This window comes from Pseudomonas sp. GW821-FHT07B01 (assembly GCF_059419065.1).
In genome coordinates this window covers 40,281-67,270 of sequence record NZ_JBWKRA010000009.1, presented here as the reverse complement: position 1 = coordinate 67,270, position 26,990 = coordinate 40,281, and the positions used below count along the sequence as shown (strand labels likewise).

Annotated in this window: 16 protein-coding genes; 9 read left to right on the top strand and 7 right to left on the bottom strand. The window is 61.5% G+C overall.

All coding sequences use genetic code 11. The features are described from left to right. Positions 1 to 27: 27 nt before the first annotated feature. Entirely contained in the window at positions 28 to 1,605 is a 1,578-nt protein-coding gene (gene guaA / locus AC07S6_RS12220) for a glutamine-hydrolyzing GMP synthase (protein ID WP_014719806.1), read from the top strand. Between the two features lie 83 nt (positions 1,606 to 1,688). On the opposite strand, the gene AC07S6_RS12215 is transcribed toward guaA, so the two are convergent. Together AC07S6_RS12215 and treR are read right to left on the bottom strand one after the other, a co-directional pair. Beyond that, positions 1,689 to 5,135 carry a membrane-targeted effector domain-containing toxin gene (locus tag AC07S6_RS12215; protein WP_495112385.1) on the bottom strand — a complete coding sequence of 1,149 codons (3,447 nt, stop codon included), beginning with the start codon at positions 5,133 to 5,135 and terminating at the stop codon, positions 1,689 to 1,691. Positions 5,136 to 5,216: 81 nt separating this feature from the next. Next, on the bottom strand, positions 5,217 to 5,921 hold the full coding sequence (treR, locus tag AC07S6_RS12210; RefSeq protein ID WP_495112384.1) for a trehalose operon repressor: 705 nt from the start codon (positions 5,919 to 5,921) through the stop codon (positions 5,217 to 5,219). A 254-nt stretch (positions 5,922 to 6,175) separates the two neighbouring features. Between treR and treP the strand changes: the two genes are divergently transcribed. From treP to AC07S6_RS12185, 5 genes are all read left to right on the top strand, one after another. After that, positions 6,176 to 7,618: a PTS system trehalose-specific EIIBC component gene (treP, locus tag AC07S6_RS12205; RefSeq protein ID WP_495112383.1), complete on the top strand. Its 1,443-nt coding sequence runs from the start codon at positions 6,176 to 6,178 to the stop codon at positions 7,616 to 7,618. Between the two features lie 122 nt (positions 7,619 to 7,740). After that, positions 7,741 to 9,387, top strand: a complete 1,647-nt coding sequence (gene treC, locus AC07S6_RS12200) for an alpha,alpha-phosphotrehalase (RefSeq protein ID WP_495112382.1) — start codon at positions 7,741 to 7,743, stop codon at positions 9,385 to 9,387. A 165-nt stretch (positions 9,388 to 9,552) separates the two neighbouring features. Beyond that, complete coding sequence (locus AC07S6_RS12195) at positions 9,553 to 10,773, top strand: maltoporin (RefSeq protein ID WP_495112381.1); 1,221 nt, start codon at positions 9,553 to 9,555, stop codon at positions 10,771 to 10,773. 210 nt (positions 10,774 to 10,983) lie between these two features. After that, the gene (gene ptsP, locus AC07S6_RS12190) at positions 10,984 to 13,518 is read left to right on the top strand and encodes a phosphoenolpyruvate--protein phosphotransferase (RefSeq protein ID WP_495112380.1); all 2,535 of its coding nucleotides are present in this window, start codon (positions 10,984 to 10,986) and stop codon (positions 13,516 to 13,518) included. 2 nt (positions 13,519 to 13,520) lie between these two features. Next, complete coding sequence (locus AC07S6_RS12185) at positions 13,521 to 13,799, top strand: PTS sugar transporter subunit IIB (protein ID WP_096144552.1); 279 nt, start codon at positions 13,521 to 13,523, stop codon at positions 13,797 to 13,799. A 136-nt stretch (positions 13,800 to 13,935) separates the two neighbouring features. Here AC07S6_RS12185 and mltF read toward each other — a convergent pair whose 3' ends face one another. Further along, positions 13,936 to 15,396 carry a membrane-bound lytic murein transglycosylase MltF gene (mltF, locus tag AC07S6_RS12180; RefSeq protein WP_495112379.1) on the bottom strand — a complete coding sequence of 487 codons (1,461 nt, stop codon included), beginning with the start codon at positions 15,394 to 15,396 and terminating at the stop codon, positions 13,936 to 13,938. Between the two features lie 286 nt (positions 15,397 to 15,682). On the opposite strand from mltF, the gene purL reads away from it, so the two are divergent. From purL to AC07S6_RS12165, 3 genes are all read left to right on the top strand, one after another. Then, complete coding sequence (gene purL, locus AC07S6_RS12175; RefSeq protein ID WP_495112378.1) at positions 15,683 to 19,579, top strand: phosphoribosylformylglycinamidine synthase; 3,897 nt, start codon at positions 15,683 to 15,685, stop codon at positions 19,577 to 19,579. 4 nt (positions 19,580 to 19,583) lie between these two features. Beyond that, positions 19,584 to 19,895, top strand: coding sequence for a YqfO family protein (locus tag AC07S6_RS12170; protein WP_003193986.1), 312 nt, complete (start codon positions 19,584 to 19,586; stop codon positions 19,893 to 19,895). Positions 19,896 to 20,190: 295 nt separating this feature from the next. Further along, entirely contained in the window at positions 20,191 to 20,496 is a 306-nt protein-coding gene (locus AC07S6_RS12165; protein WP_495112377.1) for a DUF6124 family protein, read from the top strand. Between the two features lie 115 nt (positions 20,497 to 20,611). On the opposite strand, the gene nagE is transcribed toward AC07S6_RS12165, so the two are convergent. Genes nagE through nagA form a run of 4 tightly spaced genes read right to left on the bottom strand, consistent with a single transcriptional unit; the run spans position 20,612 to position 26,986 of the window. Continuing rightward, a complete protein-coding gene (gene nagE, locus AC07S6_RS12160; protein ID WP_495112376.1) occupies positions 20,612 to 22,309 on the bottom strand; it encodes an N-acetylglucosamine-specific PTS transporter subunit IIBC in 1,698 nt (565 codons plus the stop codon). A gap of 26 nt (positions 22,310 to 22,335) precedes the next feature. Beyond that, on the bottom strand, positions 22,336 to 24,846 hold the full coding sequence (ptsP, locus tag AC07S6_RS12155) for a phosphoenolpyruvate--protein phosphotransferase (protein ID WP_495112444.1): 2,511 nt from the start codon (positions 24,844 to 24,846) through the stop codon (positions 22,336 to 22,338). Positions 24,847 to 24,876: 30 nt separating this feature from the next. Continuing rightward, positions 24,877 to 25,899: an SIS domain-containing protein gene (locus tag AC07S6_RS12150; protein ID WP_495112375.1), complete on the bottom strand. Its 1,023-nt coding sequence runs from the start codon at positions 25,897 to 25,899 to the stop codon at positions 24,877 to 24,879. Further along, positions 25,880 to 26,986 carry an N-acetylglucosamine-6-phosphate deacetylase gene (nagA, locus tag AC07S6_RS12145; protein WP_495112374.1) on the bottom strand — a complete coding sequence of 369 codons (1,107 nt, stop codon included), beginning with the start codon at positions 26,984 to 26,986 and terminating at the stop codon, positions 25,880 to 25,882. The genes AC07S6_RS12150 and nagA overlap by 20 nt, the downstream gene beginning before the upstream one ends. Between the last annotated feature and the right edge of the window lie 4 nt (positions 26,987 to 26,990).

Below are 26,990 nucleotides of genomic sequence, written 5' to 3'. Positions count from 1 at the left end.
TCTGATTCATTAGACGAGACTGACTTCATGGCCCTCGACATTCACGCCCACCGCATCCTGATCCTCGACTTCGGTTCCCAGTACACCCAACTGATCGCCCGCCGCGTGCGTGAAATCGGCGTGTACTGCGAACTGCATCCGTTCGACATGGACGATGAAGCGATTCGCGAATTCGCACCCAAAGGCGTCATTCTCGCCGGTGGCCCCGAGTCCGTTCACGAAGCCAACAGCCCGCGCTGCCCGCAAGCGGTATTCGACCTGGGTGTGCCGGTATTCGGCATCTGCTACGGCATGCAGACCATGGCCGAGCAACTGGGTGGCAAGGTTGAAGGTTCCGAACTGCGTGAATTCGGTTATGCCCGTGTGGACGTGGTTGGCAAGAGCCGCCTGCTGGACGGCATCGAAGACCACATCGATGCCGACGGCCTGTTCGGCCTCGACGTCTGGATGAGCCACGGTGACAAGGTCACCAAAATGCCGGAAGACTTCCACATCCTGGCCAGCACCCCGAGCTGCCCGATTGCCGGCATGTTCAGCGACGAGCGTCGCTACTACGGCGTGCAGTTTCACCCGGAAGTGACCCACACCAAGCAAGGCGGGCGCATCTTGTCGCGTTTCATCCTCGACATCTGCGAGTGTGAAGCCCTGTGGACCCCGTCGAAAATTGCTGAAGATGCCATCGCCCAAGTGCGCGCCCAGGTCGGCACTGACAACGTATTGCTTGGCCTGTCCGGCGGCGTTGACTCCTCGGTTGTGGCCGCCTTGCTGCACAAGGCCATCGGCGACCAGCTGACCTGCGTATTCGTCGACAACGGCCTGCTGCGCCTGCACGAAGGTGAGCAAGTGATGGCCATGTTCGCCGAGAACATGGGCGTCAAGGTGATCCGCGCCAACGCTGAGGACCAGTTCCTCAACAACCTGGCCGGAGAGTCCGACCCGGAGAAGAAGCGCAAGATCATTGGTCGCACCTTCATCGACGTGTTCGATGCCGAGTCCAACAAACTGGACAACATCAAGTACCTCGCCCAGGGCACCATCTACCCCGACGTGATCGAGTCGGCCGGCGCCAAGAGCGGCAAGGCCCACGTGATCAAGTCCCACCACAACGTGGGTGGCCTGCCTGAGGAAATGAACCTCAAGCTGGTAGAACCGCTGCGCGAACTGTTCAAGGACGAAGTCCGCCGTCTGGGCCTGGAACTGGGCCTGCCGTACGACATGGTCTACCGCCACCCATTCCCAGGCCCGGGCCTGGGCGTGCGTATCCTGGGTGAAGTGAAGAAGGAATACGCCGACCTGCTGCGTCGCGCCGACCACATCTTCATCGAAGAACTGCGCAAGGCCGACTGGTACCACAAGGTCAGCCAGGCGTTCGTGGTATTCCAGCCGGTGAAATCGGTTGGCGTTGTAGGCGATGGTCGTCGTTACGCATGGGTTGTTGCGTTGCGTGCTGTAGAGACGATCGACTTCATGACAGCGCGTTGGGCACACCTGCCTTACGAACTGCTGGAGACGGTCAGCGGCCGGATTATCAACGAGATCGAAGGTATTTCCCGCGTGACTTATGACGTGTCGAGCAAGCCGCCGGCGACGATTGAGTGGGAGTGATTCCTGGCCCGCGCCTCGAATCGTAAATAAACAAAGCCCCGGCAGATGCCGGGGCTTTGTTGTTTCAGGGGGGGGATCCGTGGCTAGCGAGCAAATGTTTCCCACTGCCCTTGTGCGTTCAGCCGAACCGCAATCGAATCCGCAGTGGCGTTGGGGGCGTGGGGGTTGATGATGGCCCAGCCGCTGGTCCCCCCTCGATAGGTTTCATAGCGTACGTAATAGGGTTTGCCATCGTACAGAATCGCCTCGCCAGGGTCGGACGTGAGTCGATAGATCCCTTGGTATTTCCCAGGTTCGCTGACCGGTGCTTCGCCCTCCAGGATCTCATTGGCTTCCCACGCAGGAGGAACCTGCGGGGCGCTGGTCGCTGCCGGCATCACGGGTAAATTCACTGCGGGAACAAAGCCTGCGGGTGGCGGGATGTCGTCGTAAGCGGGCACGTTATTAATGTTTACCTCGGCCGTCGGAACCGGCGTCTTGATCAGTGGCAACCCCCTGAACCGCATACCCTGGTTGTTGAGGGCCTGGAGCAGTTCCGGCAAGGAGTTGTAAACGTTACCGTTAAGCCGAGGGAACTGGGCCGCATCAATAAAGTAACCCTGGCTGATGGTGCCCTGGATAGTACTGCGCACCAGCGCCTTGAGCCGATTACGGTGGATCAGGGTCAATGTCGATTGGGTCTGTTCCAGCAGGTAATCGCCAGGAAGCTTGAGCGCATCCTCGACCTGCCGCTCAGTGAACACATAGGTGCGTGGCATCTCCAGTTCGGTCATGGGTATTTTCAGAGAGAGGTCTGTGTCCAGAGCATTCAGGCTCGGGTTTACTTTGGGCCGATTCACTACCTTTGGGCCAAGACGCACTTCAACCTTGGGGCTGGCGGCATTGAGTTCCTCAACGATGCGCAGGCTGGTGCCACCGTTTATTTCACTGATACCGGCCACGCCCCTGAACGTGTTGGTGTTTTGCGCCCCGGTCAACGCTACCCATTTGCCGACGCCGTTCTTGAGCTGGTCCAGGCGAATGATTTCGCTGGTCAGGAAGTTCTTGGCCATTTGTTCATCCATCGCCACCGCGAAGGATCGGTAATTGGCCAGGCAGCCCGTGGCCTGCGCACGTATGCCGTATGCCCTGGCGGCGGTGAGCAGTGCCTGGGTGTTAAAGCGTACCGGCAACAAGGCATCCATTTGCTCAAGATAGACTTTCAGGTCGTCAGACAGCACCCCGGTGTTGGCGAACGTATCGAGGTCCAGTTGATGCAGGTCGTTGAACAGGCGGTTCAGGTAGAGCGTCTTGATCCCTTGGCGCGCCAGGGCAGGCATGTCTTTGATCAGAACGTACAAGCTGGCGATGCGATTCGGGCTTTCAGCGACGACCAGACCGGGGGCGGTTTTGAACACGGCTTCAATCAGCTCGGTGGAGGACATTTCTGGCGTGAGCGAGGGCAAGGCCGGGCGCTCAGGCAGGCTGTGAATGAAAAAGGGCCGGGAGAAAAATTGACGCGCTGCGGTGAGGATTTTGGTGCGCGCCGGATTGATAAAATAATCTGAGGTGTAGAAGTCAGTGAAGCCGCCTCCAGGCTTGGGGATACGCTTGAAGTGGTCCGGCCTGCCGCCCATTGCCAGCTCAATCTGGTACGGGTCCAGGTCGTTGAGGTCATAAGCGGTGCCGAGGCTGGAGGGTGGGTTACTGGCGTTGGGCGAGCCATAGGAACTCGGCATGGTTTCTTCGACCGTGCTTGTACCCAGCCGTGTTTCGCCTGCAGCGACCGTGTCGACCGGAGCACCTCCCCTGATGGCGTCGGATGGACGCAAAGCGAGCTCCCATTCACCGGCGGCATTGAGTTGTACCGGGCGTGTGCCGTAAAAAGCGTTAGGGTTCTGTGGATCGATAATTGCCCAGCTCCCTTCGCCATTGATATCGGCCTCGTAGCGTACGTAATAGACGGCATCCTTGAACTTGATGACGGTCGAAGGGTTGGCTTTGACGGTGTAGATATTGCGGTAGCGTCCTCCTTCGGTCATTGGGGTTGCCTCTTCCAGGCCTTGCAGGCGTTTCCAGGATGTCGGTATCTGGGAGGTGGCGGCCGGTGGCTCCCCGGCAGTGGGCGGTACCGTCGTTTCTCCACCCGTCGGTGTCACTGCGGGCTCATCGACGGGCTCAGGCTGTAGTTCCTTTTTGTACTCGGCCATTTCGGCGGCCTCTGCGGCATCGACCTCCGCACCCACCTCCGTGATGGGGCCCGGCCCGGCCAGGGCCAGCACGTTGAACAGCATGGCGATACCATTGATCACCGCCGCCGTCACGCCAGCCTTGCGCTCTGCGCGGGTACGGCCATTGACGGCCTGATCGATATTCATACCGGTGAGCGCGATGCTGGCGCCCAGGACCGGCAAAGCCACTTCCCAGCCGATCGCGGCCATTGGGCCGAACACTTTCAAGCCGGCGCTCAGGTAGCCTATCCACAGTTTTTTTTGCAGGTCCTTCTGGGTGGTCAGCAGTTGCCGAGCCTCGTCGTACATGGACCAGCGCGTACGCTCCATCAACCAGGAGAAAGCATCGAGATTGATCGCCTGGTTTTTGCGGTTGATCAGATGGTGGTCGGACTTGCCCCACGTGCCGACGAGACGGTTCATCAGGTCAGTGATGTTCTCCTGCATGGCCAGGCGATCAGACAGCGGGAAGTGACAGAGGAAGGCGTCGCGGCTCTGTTCGTTGTTCATTTTGCCCAGAACCCACCAGTGCATGTCCGCCGGGGTTTCCAGGACTTGGAACGCAGGGGTGTCGCCGGGCGTGTAAAGAATCTGGCGGCCCTTCGGATCGACGATGCGTAGCAAGTTGAACGCCACATGGCCGTCTACATCCAGGGCGTATACCTGGGGGGGGTCGCCTGCAGACACTTCGGTTTGCAGCATCTTGCGGGTGATAGGCCACGTCACGTTGGAGGCGACAGTACTGATGCAGGTCTCTAGGTCTTCTTTTGTCAGCTGTTTGAGGTCGGCGGCCTGAACCGCTTTGCTGAGAAAATTGCATTTGGCCAGGGTTCGGAAGTCGTCGGCATGGCTGTGCCAGAAGTCGTCCAGTTGACCGTTGTAGAGGCTGTCGAATCGAATGTTCCAGAAGTCCTTCAGCACTTCGTTGCCATGCAGACGCACTTCGTTGGTTTCATTAAAGTCGCCATACACCGGACCCGTGGTGTAAAAACCCCCATACAGGTCGAGCAAGTCGGCGTTGTCGAAATCGGTGGCACGAAAGCGATGAATCACCAACTGCGTCAGGGTTGTCGATTCGTAGGGTTTTTCCAGTAGGTGTTCCCAACCGGTGAAGGTCTTGGTGCTGCTCTGGGCGCTCTTGAACCGATGGTAGTAGACGTCATCCGGGTCCAGGCCTTTTACACCGTGCTTTTGCAGGATGTCGCAGGCGGTTTGATGGGCGCTGTCATTCAGGCTGGGGCATGCCGGGATTATTTGGGTGGCCAACGTTATCAGCGCGGCCTTGTCGGCTGCATTGGGCAGGGGGGTACCGGTACTCATGGAGGGCTCATCCTTCAAAAAGAAGGCGAGGGTCCCTTAGGTGCGACGCTTGCGGGCGCTACATAGTTGTTGGGTAAGGCTTCAGCGTCTCGCAATATCCGAAAAATAAAACTTATCCAACGTATGCCGCGACTCGGTGTACTCGAACTGCCTTCCATCCTGCAAAAACGTCTGGTTACTCACCACAATCACATGGCTTTGCCCCTCCAGATCCAGATGCGCCTGGTCGTCCTTGCTGCGTGGCAGGGCTTCGATGGTGCGTTGCGCGTAGCTGATCTGCAGCTGCAGCGTTTGCTCGATAAACGCGTAGATCGACTGCTCGGCGATGTCGCGGTCCAGGCCGGGAATCAGGTCGCTGATGAAGTGGTTGATGTCCAGAATCACGCGTTTGCCACCGATGCGGCGCACCCGTTTGATGCGCGTGATCAATGTGTCAGGTTCGGCCTCGATGTGCTGCAGCAGTGAGCCTTCCAACGGGATCTGGGTGAACTCGACCACGTCGGTACGTACGTCATCGCCCAGGTCTGCGTGGGTCTCGTGGAAGCTGACGATGCCGCCCAGTTGGAACTCGATCGGGTTGGGCGACAACACAAAGGTGCCCTTGCCGTGGATCTTTTGCGCAAAGCCACGTTCCTGCAACTGCTCGATGGCGCGCCGCACGGTGCCACGGCTGGCCTGGTAGGCGTCCATCAGTTCGGTTTCGGAGGGAAGGCGCGTACCGCGTTGCAGGCGCTCGGTGGTGATGCTGGCAAGCAGATCCGTATAGATCTGGTTGTATTTGCTCATGGGATGGCTCTTGCCCGGCGTTATGAAGGTGGACTGCGCGTTCAAGGCAGGAACCATAGTGGCAGAGGTGGCGTTTGTCCATTGGACAGCGGTGCGGTGCAGGGAAAAATCTGACAGAAAGCTCGCAGGCATAAACAAAAGTGTAACTCGTACAGACGAGTTGTTGATTTAACTCGTACAGACGAGTACTTTTCCCTCCTCGGCGTGCTGCCAACGACTGCCACCCATAAAAACAATCACAGTGGAAAACGAGCATGAGCCACGACTATTCAACGATTGCCCGCGAGATTCTCGACAACCTCGGGGGCCGCGAAAACCTTGAGCAGGCCGCCCATTGCGTGACCCGCCTGCGCCTGGCGCTCAAGGACCCCAGCCTGGTCAACAGCAGTGCGCTGAATCAGGTCGACCTGGTCAAAGGGTCGTTCTTTACCGGTGGCCTGTTCCAGGTGGTGATCGGCCCAGGTGAAGTGGAGAAGGTCTACGCCGCCCTGCGCGAACTGACCGGCCTTGCCGCTTCGACCATTGCCGACGTCAAGAAAGCCGGCGGCGACAAGGCCAACCCCATGCAGCGCCTGGTGCGGGTGTTCTCCGATGTGTTCATGCCGATCCTGCCCGCGCTGATCATCGCCGGCCTGTTGATGGGCGTGAACAACCTGATGGGCGCCAAGGGCATGTTCATCGAAGGCCAGACACTGCTGGAGGCCTACCCGAACCTGGATGGCCTGTGGAGCCTGATCAACCTGATGGCCAACACCTCCTTCGTGTTCCTGCCGGCACTGGTGGGCTGGTCGGCGGCCAAGCGGTTCGGCGGCAGTGAAATCCTCGGCATCGTGCTGGGCCTGATGCTGGTGCACCCGGACCTGCTCAACGCCTGGAACTACGGCAAGGCGGTTGCCGGCCTCGACGGCCAGAGCCTGCCGTACTTCGATATCTTCGGTTGGTTCCAGATCGAGAAAGTCGGCTACCAGGGGCAGATCCTGCCGATCCTCATGGCGGCCTTCGTCATGAGTGTGATCGAAAAATGGCTGCGGGCGCGGGTGCCGAATGCCATTCAACTGCTGGTGGTGCCGATCACCACCATCGTCGTCACCGGCGTGCTGGCCCTGGCGATCATTGGCCCGGTGACGCGCCACCTCGGCATCCTGATTACCGAAGGCCTGGTCACGCTGTTTGAAATCGCACCTATGGTCGGCGGCGCGATTTTCGGCCTGCTTTACGCTCCGCTGGTGATCACCGGCATGCACCACATGTTCCTCGCCGTCGACCTGCAGTTGATCTCCACTCAGGGCGGCACCTTTATCTGGCCAATGATCGTCATGTCCAACCTGGCCCAGGGCAGCGCTGCATTGGGTGTGTTCTACATGACCCGCAATGCGCGGGACAAAAGCATGGCGTCCACCTCGGCGATTTCGGCTTATTTCGGCATCACCGAGCCGGCGATGTTCGGCGTGAACCTGCGCTTCAAGTTTCCGTTCTACGCCGCGCTGCTGGGCTCGGCGCTGGGCAGTATTTTCCTGTCGCTGAACAAGGTCACGGCCTCGGCCATCGGCGTCGGTGGGCTGCCCGGGTTTATCTCGATCGTGCCGAGCGCCATTCCGATGTTCGTGATTGGCATGGTCGTGGCGATGGTCGTGCCGTTTGCGCTGACGTGCATGTTGAGCATGAAGATCGTTCGGCCTGGTTACCGGGTCGCCTGAAGATCGCTATCGCAGGCAAGCCAGCTCCCACAGTGATGTGTGAACACATTCAAATGTGGGAGCTGGCTTGCCTGCGATGAGGCCGGAAGGGCCAACACCCAACTCTACTGAAGGAACCCGCCATGCAAACCTGGCAACACTCGGTGATCTACCAGATCTACCCCAAAAGCTTCCACAGCCACGCGGGTAACGCCACCGGTGACCTGCTGGGCATCGTGGACAAACTCGACTACCTCAAGTGGCTGGGCGTGGACTGCCTGTGGGTTACTCCGTTCCTGCGCTCGCCCCAGCGCGACAACGGCTACGACATCAGCGACTACTACGCCATCGACCCCAGCTACGGCACTATGGCCGACTGCGACCTGCTGATCAGCGAAGCCGCCAAGCGTGGTATCAAGCTGATGCTCGACATCGTGGTCAACCACACCTCCATCGAACACGAATGGTTCCAGCAGGCGCGCAGCAGCCTCGACAATCCCTATCGTGACTTCTACATCTGGCGCGACCAGCCGAACAACTGGGAATCCAAGTTCGGCGGCTCGGCCTGGGAATACGAAGCGCAGACTGGCCAGTACTACCTGCATCTGTTCGACCATACACAGGCCGACCTCAATTGGGACAACCCCCAGGTGCGCGCCGAAGTGTTCAAGATGATGCGCTTCTGGCGCGACAAAGGCGTAGGCGGCTTCCGCCTGGATGTGATCAACCTGATCTCCAAGCCCGCCGACTTCCCCGAGGACAACAGCGACGGGCGCCGTTTCTACACCGACGGCCCGAACGTGCATGAATACTTGCAGCAAATGCACCGCGAAGTCTTTGAAGGCCATGACCTGATCAACGTGGGCGAGATGTCATCCACCCGCCTGGAACACTGCATTCGCTACTCGAATCCAGCGTCTAAAGAACTGTCGATGACCTTCAACTTCCACCACCTGAAAGTCGATTACCCGAACCTGCAGAAGTGGGTGAAGGCCGATTTCGATTTCCTGCAACTCAAGCAGATTTTCTCCGACTGGCAGATGGGCATGCAGGCCGGTGGCGGCTGGAATGCGTTGTTCTGGTGCAACCACGACCAGCCGCGGGTGGTTTCGCGTTTTGGTGACGACGGCGAATACCGCGTGGTCTCGGCCAAGATGCTCGCCACGGCGCTGCACTTTCTGCAAGGCACGCCGTATGTGTATCAGGGCGAAGAGCTGGGCATGACCAATCCAGGCTTCGACAGCATCTCGCAGTACCGTGATGTGGAAACCCTGAATATCTTCCGGCTCAAGCGCGATGCGGGCGAGTCCGAAGCCTCGAGCATGGCGGCGATCATGCAGAAGTCCCGCGACAACGGGCGCACGCCCATGCAGTGGAGCACTGAAGCGAATGCGGGGTTCAGTAGCGGTGAGCCCTGGATCGGCATTCCCGCGAATGCTGCGCAGATCAACGTCGCAAGCCAGATGAATGACCCCGATTCAGTGCTGCATCACTACCGCAGGCTGATCGACTTGCGCCGTCGCGAACCGCTGATACAGCAAGGCGTTTACCGCCCGATGCTGCAAGACCATCGCCAGGTCTGGGCGTACCTGCGTGAAGGCCACGGCGAGCGCCTGTTGGTACTCAACAACTTCTATGGATCGCCATGCGAGATCCAACTGCCAGAAGGCGTGATCAACGCCGAGAGCGAGCAACGCCTGTTGATCAGCAACTACCCCGACTGCCCCCTGCGCACGAGCACTGTGCTGTTACGTCCTTATGAATCCTTCGTGCTGCACCTGACTGATTGAAACACCCCCTGCAGGAGCGAGCCTGCTCGCGAAGATCGTCAACGCTAACGCGCCCCTCCAGGTGTTGCGTGGAGGCAGGAAGTTTTTCGCGAGCAAGCTCGCTCCTACAGGGATCGCGTAACGCAAGACAGTAAGAAAAAACAATAAAAATAAAAGGAGCGTTTCATGAAAACAACAATAAAGCTGGGCCTTATTGCCTCCTGCCTCACGGTGCCTTTTGGCGCGCAAGCCCTGGAGTTTGCCGGGTATTTGCGCAGCGGCGTGGGCACGTCAACGGGCAGCGGCAAGCAGCAATGTTTCCAACTGCCGGGTGCACAAACCAAATACCGCCTGGGTAACGAATGCGAGCAGTACGCCGAACTGGAGTTGCGTCAGGATCTGCTGACCTTCGACGACGGTTCGGTGCTCAGCGTCGATGCCATGGCCTCCCTTTATAACAAGTACGATCGTGCCCTGAAGTTCCAGGGTGAAAACAATGGCTCGGCGCGCATGCCGCAGATGTATGCGCAATGGTCCAACCTGCCCAGTCTCAATGGCGGTTCGCTGTGGGCCGGGCGGCGTTACTACAAACGTAACGACATCCATATTTCCGACTTCTACTACTGGAACCAGAGCGCCACCGGTGGTGGGATCGAGGACGTGTTGATCGGCGGCTTGAAATACAGCTACGCCCTGTCGCGCAAGGACAACCTGTACCAGAAGGAATACGCCACCCGTCACGACTTCAACGTCGCCGGTTTCAAGACCAACCCCGGTGGCGAACTGGAACTTGGCTTGAGCTACATCGCCAAGGCCGGTGGGCGTGACACCAACAGTGGCTGGGCGCTGACGGCGCAGCATGTACAAGCGGCCTTCCTGGGTGGCAAGAACAAGTTTGCCCTGCAGTACGGCGAAGGCCCCGGCACCGGTCTGGGTTACACCGGCAATACCACGTTGGACAAAAGCAGCAAAAGTTACCGCGCCGTGGAGTTCTTTGATTGGCAAGTAACTCCGCGTTTCGGCGGGCAAATCGAGGCGGTGTACCAGAAAGATGTGCGCCCGGGGCGCCAGGACCAGAACTGGATGTCGCTCGGTGTGCGTCCTGCGTATGCGCTCAGTGAGCAATTCAAACTGGTCACTGAGCTGGGGCACGATCAGGTCGAGGCCACCGGCGGTACGCGCAAATTGAGCAAATTTACCTTCGCCCCGACCTGGTCGCCCAAAGGCCCTGAGTTCTGGGCGCGGCCGGAAGTACGGTTGTATTACACCTATGCGTCCTGGAACAAAGCGGCCAAGCGTGCGGCCAATGAGCTGGCGGCGGGCTCGGCGTTGTCCGACACCGGCGCCTATGGCACGGCGCGGCATGGGTCAAACGTCGGTGTGCAGGTCGAATATTGGTGGAAGTAAGCCGGGCTTGTGTGGGAGCGGGCTTGCTGTGGCGAGGGAGCTTGCTCCCGCTCGACTGCGCAGCAGTCCGCAGGCTTTTGGGGGCGCTTCGCACCCCAGCGCAAGCAAGCTTGCTCGCCACAGCAAGCCCGCTCCCACCTTTGATCTTCGTCATCCTCAACCTTGCATCGGCTCAATGATTTTTAAAGAACAACACAAACAGGTGAAGTCATGACCACATCTCAACCCCTGGAACTGCTGGCACCCTTGTCCGGGGTTTTGCTGGCGCTGGATCAGGTCCCCGACCCGGTATTTTCCGGCCGCGTGATTGGCGATGGCCTGTGCATCGACCCTACCTCGCAGACCCTCTGCGCGCCGTTGGCCGGGGTGATCAGCAATATTCAGGACAGCGGCCACGCCGTCAGTGTCACCGCCGATAACGGAGTGCAGGTGCTGCTGCATATTGGCCTGGACACCGTGAACCTGGCGGGCCAGGGCTTCACCCGGCTGGTCGAGGAGGGCCAGCGGGTGGAGGCCGGGCAGCCGCTGATCGAGTTCGATGCCGATTATGTGGCGCTCAATGCACGCAGCCTGCTGACCTTGATGCTCATTGTGAGCGGCGAGCCGTTTGTGCCATTGGTGGCCGGTCAAGCGCTGGTCGAGTCCGGCCAGCCTCTGGTGCAGGTCTCACCGGGGCCGATGCCCGCTGAGGTGGACGAGGAAGAGGGCAATGCGCTGTTTTCCAAGCCAGTGACACTGCCCAATGCCAGCGGCCTGCACGCCCGCCCTGCGGCGGTGTTTGCCCAGGCGGCGAAGGGGTTCAGTTCCAGCATTTTCCTGCACAAGCAAACCCTGAGCGCCAATGCCAAGTCGCTTGTGGCGATCATGGCGCTGCAGACCTCCCAGGGCGACAGCGTGCAAGTGAGCGCGGCGGGGGAAGATGCCGAGGCGGCGATCCAGGCGCTGGTGGCGTTGTTGCTCGACGGCTGTGGCGAGACGCTGCCGGTAACGGTCGAGGCGATCAACGAGCCCGCTACGCCTGCGTCTTCGGCGTCCGTGTTGCGAGGCGTCTGTGCGTCGCCGGGCTCGGCGTTCGGCCAGGTTGTCCAAGTGGCTGAACCGGCGCTTGAGATTCCCGAAGCCGGTGCCGGAGAAACCTTCGAACGTACCGCATTGGCCCGTGGCCTGCGGGCGGCAAACGAGGCGCTGCAAGCGTTGCAGGCCAAGGCGGCCGGCAGCGCCCAGGCCGAGATCTTCCGCGCCCACCAGGAACTGCTCGAAGATCCGACCTTGCTTGAACAAGCCCATAGCCTGCTGGCCGAAGGCAAGAGCGCGGCCTTTGCCTGGAATACGGCCACGGTGGCGACCGCCAGGCTCTTCGAAGGCTTGGGTAAAACGCTGCTGGCTGAGCGTGCGGCGGATTTGGCCGATGTCGGCCAGCGGGTGCTCAAGTTGATCCTGGGGGTGCCGGAGCGCTCCATGGAGCTGCCGGAGTGCGCCATTCTGGTCGCCGAACAACTGACCCCCTCACAAACAGCCGGCCTGGATACCAGCAAAGTGCTGGGCTTCGTCACGGTCGCCGGTGGTGCTACCAGCCACGTGGCCATCCTCGCCCGGGCCCTCGGCCTGCCATCCCTTTGCGGTGTACCCAGTCAAGTATTGGCCTTGGCCAACGGCAAGCGGGTACTGCTCAACGCCGACAAAGGCGAGCTGCAGCTGGAGCCGAACCTGGCTGAAATCGAGCAACTGCAGGCGGTTCGTCAACAGCAAAAGCTACGGCTGCAGCGTGAAGTGGCACAGGCCTCACAGGCGGCGGTCACCCGCGACGGTCACCACATCGAGGTCACAGCCAACGTCGCCTCATTGCAGGAAGTGGAACAGTCACTGACCCTGGGCGGTGAAGGCGTGGGTCTGCTGCGTTCGGAGTTCCTCTACCTGGAACGCAACCGTGCACCGAGCGCAGAGGAGCAGGCCGACACCTACAGCGCCATCGCCCGCGCCCTCGGCACCGAGCGTAATCTGGTGGTACGTACCTTGGATGTGGGCGGCGATAAACCCTTGGCCTATGTGCCGATGGAAAACGAGACCAACCCATTCCTTGGCCTGCGCGGTATCCGCCTGTGCCTGGAACGCCCCGAACTGCTGCGTGAACAGTTGCGTGCGATTCTTGCCAGTGCAGGCTTGGCGCGGCTGCATATCATGTTGCCGATGGTCAGCCTGCTGTCGGAGCTGCATCTGGCGCGCAAAATGCTCGAAGAGGAAGCGCAGACGCTTGGCCTGAGTGAACTCCCCAAGCTGGGCATCATGATCGAAGTGCCGAGTGCGGCGTTGATGGCGGATGTGTTTGCGCCCCATGTGGATTTCTTCTCCATCGGCACCAACGACCTCACCCAATACACCCTGGCCATGGACCGCGACCACCCGCGCCTGGCCAGCCAGGCCGACAGTTTTCACCCGGCCGTCCTGCGTCTGATCGACATCACCGTCAAGGCGGCCCATGCCCACGGCAAGTGGGTGGGCGTATGTGGTGCGCTGGCGTCCGAAACCGTGGCGGTGCCGGTGTTGATCGGCCTGGGCGTGGATGAGCTGTCGGTCAGCGTGCCGCTGATCCCCACCATCAAGGCCACCGTGCGCGAGTTGGACCTGCACGACTGCCAGATCATTGCCCGCCAAGTGCTGGGCCTGGAAGAAGCCGACCAAGTCCGCGAGGCCCTGCGCCTTTACCACGCGGCCACCGTTGAAACCTCACCTGTCATGGAGCACTGAGCATGTTCGAGAAATTGCAGCGGGCGTTCTGGAAAGCCCTGACGCCTGATTTGGTGGCCGAGACGGTCACGCCGACGCCGCCGAGCCTGTTGTCGGCCGATGTACTGGGTGCATTGGGCGGGGAGGGCAATGTCACGTCACAGCAGCGCGTGGCACTCACGCGGGTGCGGGTGCAGTTGAAGGAGGGGGATCGGTTGGATGAGTCTGCATTGAAGGCGGCGGGCATACCCGCCGTGATGGTACTGCCGGGCGGCGTGCTCCATCTGCTCACCGGCCTATAAGGCGACGATGATCAGATGTGGGAGCCGGGCTTGCCCGCGATAGCGGTGTGTCAGGCGCCGACTACCTCGACTGTCAGGCCGCCATCGCGGGCAAGCCCGGCTCCCACAGGGATTTGCTGTGTGCGGGCTGTCGTGATCAGAGTTGCGGGGTGTCTTGCGGTGGCTTGGTCTTGTCCACGCCCGGCACATGCAGGTTGCCTTCCACCACCTGGTTACCCTCCAGCTGCGGCTGGGTCACCCAGGTGAGGATGTCGTAGTAACGCCGGATGTTGGCCACAAAATGCACCGGCTCGCCGCCGCGGGCGTAGCCGTAGCGGGTCTTGCTGTACCACTGCTTCTGCGACAGGCGTGGCAGCATCTTCTTCACGTCCAGCCACTTGTTCGGGTTCAGGCCTTCTTTCTTCGCCAGGAGGCGCGCGTCGTCCAGGTGGCCGGTGCCTACGTTGTAGGCGGCGAGGGCGAACCAGGTGCGGTCGGGTTCGGCGATCTTGTCATCCAGTTCATCCTTGATCCTGGCCAGGTACTTGGCGCCGCCCATGATGCTCTGCTTGGGGTCCAGGCGGTTGGACACGCCCATGGCTTGCGCGGTGTTCTGGGTCAGCATCATCAGACCGCGCACGCCGGTCTTGGACGTGACCGTGGGTTGCCACAGCGATTCCTGATAACCAATGGCTGCCAACAACCGCCAATCGACTTTCTCGGCCTTGGCATAGGCGCGAAAGTGTTTCTCGTACTTGGGCAGGCGCTGTTGCAGGTGCTGGGCAAAGGTATAGGCGCCGACATAGCCGAGTACATCGACGTGCCCGTAGTAGCGGTCCTTCAGGCGTTGCAGGGTGCCATTCTTCTCGACCTTGTCCAGGTAACTGTTGATCTCGTTGAGCAGGCTGTTGTCTTCACCGGCCGCCACCGCCCAGCTCTGGTTGCTGGCATTGCCGAGGTCGAAGGCCACGCGCACGTTGGGGAAGTACACTTGGTTCATGGCCACTTCGTTGGAGTCCACCAGGGTCAGATCGATTTGCCCTTCGTCGACCATGCGCAGCAAATCCACCACTTCCACCGCGTCGGATTCTTCGTACTCAATCGCCGGGTTCTGTTTTTTCAGCGCCGCCAGTTGCTCGGCGTGGGTGCTGCCCTTGAGCACCATGATCTTCTTGCCCACCAGGTCGGCGGCGTTGGTGGGGCGCGATTGGCCGTTGCGGTAGATAATCTGTGGGGTGACTTCAAGGTACGGGTGGGAGAAGCGCACCTGCTGCTGGCGCTGGTCGCTGCTCACCAGGCCGGCGGCGGCGAGTACCGGGCCATTGGGCTTGCCCAGCCGGCTGAACAGGTCGTCGAGGTTGTCGGCCGTCTCGATTTCCAACTTCACCCCCAGCTCGTCGGCAAAGCGCTTGACCAGTTCGTATTCGAAGCCGGTCTCACCGTTGCGATCCTGGAAATACGTAGCGGGACTGTTGCGAGTGACCACCCGCAATACGCCATCCTCCTTGATTCGCTCCAGTGTGCTGGGTTTATCAACACAGGCACTGAGCATCAGGAAGAGCAAGGTGGCGATGAGCCATTTGACGCATCGCAGGCGCGAAACAGTTGGGAAGAACATCTGCGCAGTATACGCAAACGGCTCACGGCGCCATATCTCGACAGCGGCGCACTTGTCTGCTAGCCAGCGTAAAACTGTGCTGCAGCCCGCAGAAACGGGGCTTGGCGAGCGATTGTGACGGTTAAAATAACTGCGCCCAATGCCCTGCATCACGCCGTGATCGCAGGCAAAGCGTGCCAACTGACGTTCGGCGGCGGCCACCGGTAGCGTTTCGGGTGCCGTTGGCGAAGGTTTACGCTAGAATGCACGGCCTCAAAGCACACCCCTTCCCGAGGCTGTCCCGAAGATGTTGATCCTGCGCGGCGCTCCTGCCCTTTCTGCCTTTCGCCACAGCAAACTCCTTGAGCAACTGAGCCAGAAGGTTCCAGCTGTTACAGGCCTGTACGCTGAATTTGCTCACTTCGCCGACGTAACCGGCGTCTTGACCGCCGACGAACAGCAAGTGCTGGCACGCCTTCTGAAGTACGGCCCAAGCGTTCCCGTTCAAGAGCCGACTGGCCGCTTGTTCCTGGTTCTACCACGGTTCGGCACCATCTCGCCTTGGTCGAGCAAGGCCAGCGACATAGCCCGCAACTGCGGCCTGGACAAAATCCAGCGCCTGGAGCGTGGGATCGCCTTCTACGTCGCCGGGCAGTTCAGCGACGCCGAGGCCGAGCTGATCGCCAGCAGCCTGCACGACCGCATGACCCAGATCATCGTCAGCCAGCTGGAACAGGCTGCCGGCCTGTTCAGCCATGCCGAACCCAAGCCGCTCACCGCGATTGACGTGCTCGGCGGTGGCCGCGCCGCCCTCGAGAAGGCCAACACCGAGCTGGGCCTGGCCCTGGCCGAAGACGAGATCGACTATCTGGTCAACGCCTTCACCGGCTTGAAGCGCAACCCCCACGACATCGAACTGATGATGTTCGCCCAGGCCAACTCCGAGCACTGCCGTCACAAGATCTTCAACGCCAGTTGGGACATCGACGGCCAAAGCCAGGAAAAAAGCCTGTTCGGCATGATCAAGAACACCTACGTGATGCACAGCGAAGGCGTTCTGTCGGCTTATAAGGACAACGCCTCGGTCATCGTCGGCTCCGTCGCCGGTCGCTTCTTCCCGGACCCGGAAACCCGCCAATACGGCGCGGTGCAGGAGCCGGTGCACATCCTGATGAAGGTTGAAACCCACAACCACCCGACCGCGATTGCCCCGTTCCCGGGTGCAGCCACCGGTTCAGGTGGCGAAATCCGTGACGAAGGCGCCACCGGCCGTGGCGCCAAGCCCAAGGCGGGCCTCACCGGTTTCACCGTGTCCAATCTGCAGATCCCGGGCTTTGAACAGCCGTGGGAAGTGCCGTACGGCAAGCCTGAGCGCATCGTCACCGCGCTGGACATCATGATCGAAGGCCCGCTGGGCGGCGCCGCGTTCAACAACGAATTCGGGCGCCCAGCGCTCACCGGCTACTTCCGGACCTTCGAGCAGTCCATCATCACCCCGCGTGGCGATGAAGTGCGCGGCTACCACAAGCCGATCATGTTGGCCGGCGGCATGGGCAACATCCGTGAAGAACACGTCAAGAAAGGCGAGATTCTGGTCGGCTCCAAGCTGATCGTGCTCGGCGGCCCGGCGATGCTGATCGGCCTGGGCGGCGGCGCGGCCTCTTCCATGGCCACCGGCACCAGCTCGGCAGATCTGGACTTTGCTTCCGTACAGCGCGAAAACCCTGAGATGGAACGCCGTTGCCAGGAAGTCATCGACCGTTGCTGGCAGTTGGGTGACAAGAACCCGATCAGCTTCATCCACGACGTCGGCGCTGGCGGTTTGTCCAACGCCTTCCCGGAACTGGTCAACGACGGCGACCGTGGTGGCCGTTTCGAGCTGCGCAACATTCCAAACGACGAGCCGGGCATGGCCCCGCACGAAATCTGGAGTAACGAATCCCAGGAACGCTACGTACTGGCCGTCGGTCCTGAAGACTTCGCACGCTTCCAGGCCATCTGCGAACGCGAGCGTTGCCCGTTTGCCGTGGTCGGCGAAGCCACTGCCGAGCCGCAACTGACCGTCACCGACAGCCACTTCGGCAACAGCCCCGTGGACATGCCGTTGGAAGTGCTGCTGGGCAAGGCCCCGCGCATGCACCGTTCGGCCAACCGTGAAGCTGAACTGGGCGATGATTTCGACCCAAGCACGCTGGACCTGGCCAACAGCATCGAACGCGTGCTGCACCATCCGGCCGTGGCGAGCAAAAGCTTCCTGATCACCATCGGCGACCGCACCATCACCGGCCTGGTTGCCCGTGACCAAATGGTTGGCCCATGGCAAGTGCCGGTGGCTGACGTTGCCGTCACCGCCACCAGCTTCGACGTGTACACCGGTGAAGCCATGGCCATGGGCGAGCGCACGCCGCTGGCCCTGCTGGACGCACCGGCGTCGGGCCGCATGGCCATTGGTGAAACCCTCACCAATATCGCGGCCTCGCGTATCGGCAAGCTGTCCGACATCAAACTGTCGGCCAACTGGATGTCCGCTGCCGGCCACCCGGGTGAAGATGCACGCCTGTACGACACGGTCAAAGCCGTCGGCATGGAGCTGTGCCCGGAACTGGGTATCACCATTCCGGTGGGCAAGGACTCCATGTCCATGGCCACCCGTTGGAACGAAGACGGCACCGACAAGAGCGTCACGTCGCCGCTGTCGCTGATCGTCACCGGTTTTGCGCCGGTCACCGACATCCGCCAGACCCTGACCCCGCAACTGCGCATGGACAAGGGCACCACCGACCTGATCCTGATCGACCTGGGCCGTGGCCAGAACCGCATGGGCGCTTCGATCCTGGCGCAAACCCACGGCAAGTTGGGCAAGCAGGCGCCGGACGTCGATGACGCCGAAGACCTGAAAGCCTTCTTCGCCGTGATCCAGGGCCTGAATGCCGACGGTCACTTGTTGGCTTACCATGACCGTTCCGACGGCGGCTTGCTGACCAGCGTTGTCGAAATGGCCTTCGCCGGTCACTGCGGCCTGAACATCGTGCTCGACAGCGTTGCCGAGGATGCTGCCGAAATCAACGGCATCCTGTTCAACGAAGAGTTGGGTGCGGTGATCCAGGTGCGCCAGGACGCTACCCCAGACGTGCTCGCCCAGTTCAGCGCTGCCGGCCTGGCCGAGTGCGTGGCGGTGATTGGCCAGCCGATCAACAACGGCGAAGTCAATATCTCGTTCAACGGCGACACGGTCTTTACCGGTCAGCGCCGCCTGCTGCAACGCCAGTGGGCCGAGACCAGCTACCAGATCCAGCGCCTGCGCGACAACGCCGACTGCGCCGAGCAGGAGTTCGACGTGATCTTGGAAGAAGACAACCCGGGCCTGAGCACCATGCTCAGCTTCGACGTCAACCAGGACATCGCCGCGCCTTACATCAAGAAGGGCATTCGCCCACAGGTTGCCGTACTGCGTGAGCAAGGCGTCAACGGTCAGGTGGAAATGGCAGCAGCGTTCGACCGCGCCGGCTTCAATGCGATCGACGTGCACATGAGCGATATCCTCGCTGGTCGCGTTGACCTCAATGAGTTCAAAGGCCTGGTGGCCTGCGGTGGTTTCTCCTACGGCGACGTGCTGGGTGCCGGTGAAGGCTGGGCCAAGTCGGCCCTGTTCAACAGCCGTGCCCGCGATGCGTTCCAGGGCTTCTTCGAACGCAACGACAGCTTCACCCTGGGTGTGTGCAACGGTTGCCAGATGATGTCCAACCTCAGCGAACTGATCCCGGGCAGCGAGTTCTGGCCGCACTTTGTGCGTAACCGTTCCGAGCAGTTCGAAGCCCGTGTCGCCATGGTGCAGGTGCAGGAGTCCAACTCGATCTTCCTGCAGGGCATGGCCGGTTCGCGTATGCCAATCGCCATCGCCCACGGTGAAGGCCACGCCGAATTCAGCAGCGAAGAAGCGCTGCTTGAAGCCGACCTGTCCGGCACCGTGGCCCTGCGTTTCGTCGACAACCACGGCAAGGTCACCGAGAGCTACCCGGCCAACCCGAACGGCTCGCCGCGCGGGATCACCGGCCTTACCAGCCGCGACGGCCGCGTGACCATCATGATGCCGCACCCGGAGCGCGTGTTCCGCGCCGTGCAAAACTCGTGGCGCCCGGAAGAGTGGAACGAAGACGGCGCCTGGATGCGCATGTTCCGCAACGCTCGCGTGTGGGTGAACTAAGGCCGTGTACAAGCTCGCCTTCTTCGTACCCGACAGCCATGTGGAGACGGTAAAAACCGCCGTCTTCGCAGCCGGCGGCGGGCGCATCGGCGACTACGACAGCTGCGCCTGGCAAGTGCTGGGCCAGGGCCAATTCCGCGCGTTGGACGGCAGTCAGCCGTTTATCGGGCAGGTGGGGCAGGTTGAAGTGGTTGAGGAGTGGAAGGTTGAGCTGGTGGTGGCGGATGAGTTGATTGTGGCTGTTGTGGCTGCTTTGAAACTCAGTCATCCGTATGAGACACCGGCGTATGAGGTGTGGCAGTTGGCGGATTTTTGATCGGCTGGCTGCATAAACAAGAAACCCGCTGGCCAGTTTGGTCAGCGGGTTTTTTGTTGGTTGTAAATGCCAATCGCAGGCAAGCCAGCTCCCACATTTGACCCCGTTGTCAGACCGTACATCAATCCCATGTGGGAGCTGGCTTGCCTGCGATGGCGTCGGTTCAGGCACCTCAGCCCTTTCCCACAAGCCTTTCAGGTTGTCCGTCGGAACTCGCACAACTAACCTTCTCGAGTCGCTGCCAATTCAGTGACCGGGACTGCAAGCCTGAAAAGTCACTAGGAGCCTATTCCATATGGAGTTTAATGATGATCAGCGACAACTTGCTAACTGGTTCAATCTCATCTCAGCCGAGTCCCGCCAAGCTGGTGATTCACCGTCCGACCAGATCTTCACCGTACTACCCAGTCTGAACACCGAAACCCTGCTCGCCAATGCCTCCCAAGACCTGGCATCCGTACAGGCACTGGCGGGTAATCTGGCTTTTGAAATCGACGGCCCGCACCGTGATGCGGTGCTGGGGATTCATCGGATGGTAGAGGGTATTCAGTTGATGGTGGATCGAGTACTGGATCTACACGAAGTACCCACCAGTAACTAAATACACCACACTCTGTGGCGAGGGAGCTTGCTCCCGCTGGAGTGCGAAGCGCTCCCAGGATTTTTGGGGCCGCTGCGCAGCCCAGCGGGAGCAAGCTCCCTCGCCACAGGGGAAATCAGGCGTTGATCGGGCGAGTCACCAACCGCTCCAACGCTTCACCCAACCCGGACGCCTTGTCACCCATCAACAAGTGCCAAACACCGCTTTTAAGTTGACTCACACCCTGGCAACCCAGCGCAGTGAGCTGAGCTTCTGACAATCTCGAATCATCCCCCAACTCCACCCGCAACCGGGTCATCGCTACCGCTTCCAGCTGGCGCACATTCTCTCGGCCACCCAGCGCACTCAGCCATTTCTCGGCCTCCTGCACATTCACCGTCACCGGCTTATCCACAGGTGCAACCGCTACGGGCGTTGCGGCAACAAACCCCGGCATCGCCAAGCGAATCTCATCGGCGATGCTATCGGCCATCGGCCCAACCACCACCTGCAAACTGCCGCCGTTACCCGGGCGCACTATAGCCATGGCACCCAGCGCTTTCAGTTCAGCATCCACCGCCTTGTTGCGATCCACCATGTCCAAGCGCAGGCGCGTAGTGCAAGCGCCGACACTGAGCAGGTTCTGCGCACCACCCAACGCCTGGATATAAGCCGTCGCACGCTGGTTGTCACTCATCGCTTCGGCCTGCACCACCTGGGTATCTTCCCGGCCGGGCGTCTTCAGGTTGAAGCGGCGGATGCAGTAGCTGAACACCGTGTAGTAGATCACCGAGTAGGCCAGGCCCACCGGTACCACCAGCCAGCCATTGGTGGACTTGCCCCAGCCCAGCACCATGTCGATAAAACCACCGGAGAAGGTAAAGCCGAGGTGGATATTCAGCATATTGGTCACGGCCATCGACAAGCCGGTCAGCAGTGCATGCAGCAAGTAGAGGAACGGTGCGAGGAACATGAAGGCGAATTCAATCGGCTCAGTCACCCCGGTCAGGAATGAGGTCAGCGCCATCGACAGGAAAATCCCGCCCATCACTTTGCGCCGCTCAGGCAACGCATTGCGGTACATCGCCAGGCACGCGGCGGGCAGGCCGAACAGCATCACCGGGAACATGCCGGTCATGAACTGGCCGCCTTTCGGGTCGCCGGCGAAGTAGCGGGTCAGGTCGCCGGTCACTACCGCGCCGGTTGCCGGGTCGGTAAACGTGCCGAACACGAACCACGCCATATTGTTGAGGATGTGGTGCAGGCCGGTGACGATCAGCAGGCGGTTGAACACGCCAAACACAAACGCGCCCAGGCTGCCGCTTTCCATCAGCAGCACGCCGAAGCTGTTGATGCCGTGCTGGATCGGCGGCCAGATCAGGCCGAAAATCACGCCCAGGCCCACCGCGCTGAACCCGGTGACAATCGGCACAAAGCGTCGCCCACCGAAGAACGCCAGGTACTCCGGCAACTTGATGTCCTTGAAGCGGTTGTACAGCCCACCGGCCATCAGGCCGCTGGCGATACCGGCGAGCATGCCCATGTTGATGGACGTGTCCATCACCTTGAGCGTGGAGATCATCACCAGGTAACCAATCGCCCCGGCCAGGCCGGCGGTGCCGTTGTTGTCACGGGCAAAGCCCACGGCAATGCCGATGGCGAAGATCAGCGCCAGGTTGGCGAAGATCGCCTGCCCGGCATCGTGCATCACCGCGATATTGAGCAAGTCGGTGTCGCCCAGGCGCAGCAGCAAGCCGGCGATCGGCAGGATCGCGATCGGCAGCATCAAGGCGCGGCCCAGGCGTTGCAGGCCTTCGATAAAGTGTTGGTACATGGCGTGTCTCCCTATTCTTGTTGTTTTCAGCTCAGCGGCCAGTGGTGTTGACAGGCTTGGCGAACGGCCTGGGCGCTGCTCAGGTTGAGCAGTTCCTGGCTCAGCTGCCGGCATTGCGCCGCGTCCAGATGGCGGACGCGGTCCTTGATTTCGCCGATCTGCGGCGGGCTTACCGACAGCTCGGTGACTCCCAGGCCAACCAGTACTGGCGTGGCCAGCGGGTCCGACGCCAGGGCACCGCACACGCCGACCCAACGACCGTGTTTCGCCGCACCGGCGCAGGTCTGGGCGATCAGCCGCAGCAGCGCCGGGTGCAGCGCGTCAACACGGGCGGCCAAGCCTGCGTGGTCGCGGTCCATGGCCAGGGTGTACTGGGACAGGTCATTGGTGCCGATGGACAAAAAGTCCGCGTGTTCAGCCAACTGTTCAGCCATCAGCGCGGCGGCGGGCACTTCAATCATCACGCCCAGTTCGGGGCGTTGCGTCAGCTTCAACTCCGCGCACAGTTCATCCAGGCGCTGGCGGATCTGCAGCAGTTCATCCACCTCGCTGACCATCGGCAGCAGGATGCGGCAACGCGCCAGCGGGGTAACTTGCAGCAGGGCGCGCAGTTGCTGGTCGAGCAGTTCCGGGCGTACCTGAGCCATGCGAATACCGCGCAGGCCCAGTACCGGGTTGGCCTCGACGGGCAGCGGCAGGTAGTCGAGCTGCTTGTCGCCGCCCACATCGATGGTGCGGATGATCACCGACTTGTCGCCCATGGCATCCAGCACGGCCTGATAAGCCTGGCGCTGTTCTTGCTCATCCGGCGCGGTGCGACGGTCGACGAAGAGGAATTCGGTGCGCAGCAGGCCGACGCCGTCTGCGCCGTTGTCAAACGCCACTTGGGCTTCGGCGCTGGAGGCGACATTCGCCGCGACTTCAACCGTCACGCCGTCGGTGGTGTTCGCCGATTGCCGGGCTTGGGCCTGTTGCTGCTGGCGTCGCAATTTCTGTGTTTCGCGAATCTGGTGAACTTCGGCGTGGCGCGCTTCGCTGGGGGCCAGCTCCAGGCGGCCGTTGGCAGCATCGAGCACCACCCGTTGGCCTTGGGGTACGTCGAGCACTTCATTGCCCAGGGCGACGAGACATGGCAGGCCTTTGCCCCGGGCCAGAATCGCCACATGGGAGGTCGCACCGCCTTCGGCCATGCAGATGCCCGCGGCCTGTTGCGCGCTCAGTTGCAGCAGGTCCGAAGGTGTCAGCTCATGGGCACTGACAATCGCCCCCGCCGGCAATTCGAAATGCCAGGCTTCACCCAGCAACGCCCGTAGCACCCGTTGTTGCAAGTCGCGCAGGTCGTTGGCGCGCTCGGCAAACAGTGGCTTGCCCAACGCCAGCAGCACGGCGCACTGGGCCTGGATCGCATCCCGCCAGGCGTGGGTGGCGGCGCTGCCCTGTTCGATGGTTGCGCTGGCGGCGTCGAGTAACGTCGGGTCTTCCAGCAGAGCGAGGTGCGCGGCGAAGATCTCCTCTTCTTCGACGTTCTTGCGTTGGCGGGCCAGTTCCAGAGTGTTGCGGATTTCGCCACGCACTTGCTCAAGAGCCACATCCAGTCGTTGCAGTTGTTCGTCGACGTTATGGGGGGCGGTGTCTTCCGGCAACTCGATGCCCGCCAGGCGGAACAGCGGCCCACATACCAAGCCCGGAGCGGCGCAGACGCCTTGCAGCACATTGGCTTCGGTATTCGCCCGGCGTGGTGTGGCGGCGACCGGCGTGTGGTGTTCCTCGTGGATCGCCACGGACAGCGCGGCGACCAATGCCTGTAACGCCGCCTCGCCATCCTTGCCGCGACAGCTCACCCGTACCTCGTCACCTTCACCAATGCCCAGCCCCATCAGGCCGATCAAGCTGTCGCAAGCCGCCGTCTTATCACCGAAGTGCAGCTGTGACTGGCTGCTGAAACCCTGAGCAGTCTTGCGGATCAGTGCAGCAGGGCGTGCATGCAATCCGCCACGGTGTGTGATGCGCACTGTAGCGCTCACTTGCGCGTCCGAGTTATCCACAGCGGTGTTAACCGGTGCGGATGTGCGCACGGCAATCCGCATCAGCGCGTCACCGACCTTCACCGTCTTGCCTGCAATCGGTTGCAGCTCAAAGCGCTCACTGTTGGTCAGGATGATCAAGCTCACCAGGCTCTTGCACTGGCGCGCAATGCGGTCCAGATCAAACTGCACCAACGGCTGACCTTCGCTCACCCGTGCGCCTTCCTTCACCAGCAAGGCAAAGCCTTCGCCATTGAGCTCCACGGTGTCGATGCCCACATGCATCAGTACTTCGGCACCGTTATCAGCGCGGATGGTCAGGGCGTGCCCGGTGCGCGCGACGTGGATGATCACGCCGTCACAGGGCGCCTGCAGGCAATCGTTCAACGGGTCGATAGCGATACCGTCGCCCATGGCGCCGCTGGCGAACACTTCGTCGGGGACGCGGTTCAGGGCCAGCACCGGCCCACTCAAGGGGGCGCTAAGGGTCAATGGATTATTGTTGTTGGGCATGGGCACGGTACTCATCAGGAAAACGCCGCTTTAGTGCGTGCGGGTGACTTTGCTCAGGTGGCGCGGCTGGTCCGGGTCCATGCCCCGTGCCTCAGCAAGGCCGGCGGCCATCACGTAGAAGCTCTGGATAGCCAGGATCGGGTCCAGGCTCGGGTGTTCGGCGCGGCTCAGCGTCAGGTCGCGTTCGGCGATATCGTCCGGCGCAGCCAGCAACACGCGAGCACCGCGTTGGCGCATATCGGCGGCCAGGCTCAGCAGGCCGGCCTGCTCGGCGCCGCGGGGGGCGAACACCAGTAGGGGGTAGTTCTCGTCGATCAAGGCCATCGGCCCGTGGCGCACTTCGGCGCTGCTGAAGGCTTCGGCCTGGATCGCCGAGGTTTCCTTGAGCTTGAGCGCGGCTTCCTGGGCGATGGCAAACCCGGCGCCACGGCCGATCACCATCAAGCGTTGGCTGCCTTTGAGGGCGTCGACGGCCAGGCGCCAATCTTGTCTGGCGGCGTCACGCAGGCCCTCGGGCAAGGCCCGACAGGCTTGCAGCAAGTCGGCTTCTTGATTCCAGTGGCCGATCAACTGTGCACTGGCGCTGAGGGTGGCGATAAAGCTCTTGGTGGCGGCCACGCTGAGTTCCGGCCCGGCGCACAGCGGCACGTGGAACTCGCAGGCGGCTTCCAGCGGTGAGTCTTCGGCGTTGACCATCGAGATGCTCAAGGCACCCCGCTTGCGTAGCAGGCGCAGGCTGTTGACCAGGTCCGGGCTCTGCCCCGATTGAGAGAAACCAAACGCCACTTGGCCGCTGACTTTCATCGGCGCCTGCAACAGGGTCACCACCGACATTGGCAGCGACGCCACCGGAATGCCCACGTGTTGCATGGCCAGGTAGGCGAAGTAGCTGGCGGCATGGTCGGAGCTGCCGCGGGCGATGGTCATCGCCACTTGCGGCGGCTGGCGGCGCAGGCGGCCGGCGACTTCTTCCAGCATCGGGTCCAGGCGCTGCAGTTGGGCCGCGACGGCGTCGCAGGAGGCCAGGGCCTCTTCAAGCATTTTTGAAGTCAATGGTTTCTCCTTCGACCATTACGTCGGTGAGTGTCAGGGAGCGGTCCAAGCGCACGCAGTCGGCAAAGCTGCCCGGTTGCAGGCGGCCGCGTTCTTCCAGGCCCAGGTAGTCCGCAGGAAATTGCGACAGGCGTTGTGAGGCTTCACTGATGGGCAGGCCGATTTTCACCAGGTTGCGCAGCGCCTGATCCATGGTCAGCGTGCTGCCGGCCAGGGTGCCGTCGGCCAGACGCACGCCGCCCAGGCATTTGGTCACGGTGTGGCTGCCCAGCTTGTACTCGCCGTCGGGCATGCCGGCGGCGGCGGTGGAGTCGGTGACGCAATACAGGCAGGGGATCGAGCGCAACGCCACGCGCATGGCACCGGGGTGCACATGCAGCAAGTCCGGGATCAGCTCGGCGTACTGGGCGTGGGCCAGCGCGGCGCCGACGATGCCGGGTTCGCGGTGATGCAGCGGGCTCATGGCGTTGTACAAGTGGGTGAAACTGGTGGCGCCAGCGGCCAGGGCGGCAACGCCTTCTTCATAGCTGCCCAGGGTATGGCCGATCTGCATGCGCACGCCGCGTTCGCTGAGGGCGCGGATCAGGCTGTCGTGGCCGGCGATTTCCGGGGCGATGGTGATCACCCGGATCGGCGCCAGGCGCAGGTAGGCTTCCACTTCGGCCATCAACGCGGTGTGGGCGAAGTTGGGTTGGGCGCCGAGTTTTCCCGGATTGATGTAGGGGCCTTCCAGGTGCACGCCGAGTACGCGGGCGCTGCCGGCTGGGCGCTGTTCGCAGAACGTGCCGAGCTCACCGAGCACGCGGGAAATTTCTTCCACCGGCGCCGTCATGGTGGTGGCCAGCAGCGAGGTGGTGCCAAAACGCACGTGGGTACGGGTAATGGTCTCGAAGGCGCCCGCACCTTCCATGATGTCGGCGCCGCCACCGCCATGCACATGCAGGTCGATAAAGCCCGGCAACAGGTAGGGCAGGTCGTTGTCGGCCGGGTCGCACGGCGTGCCGTCAATGGCGACAACCTTGCCGTGCTCATGCACCAGGCGACCACGCATCCAGCCGCTGGGCGTGAGGATATTGTCTTCAGTCATGGGC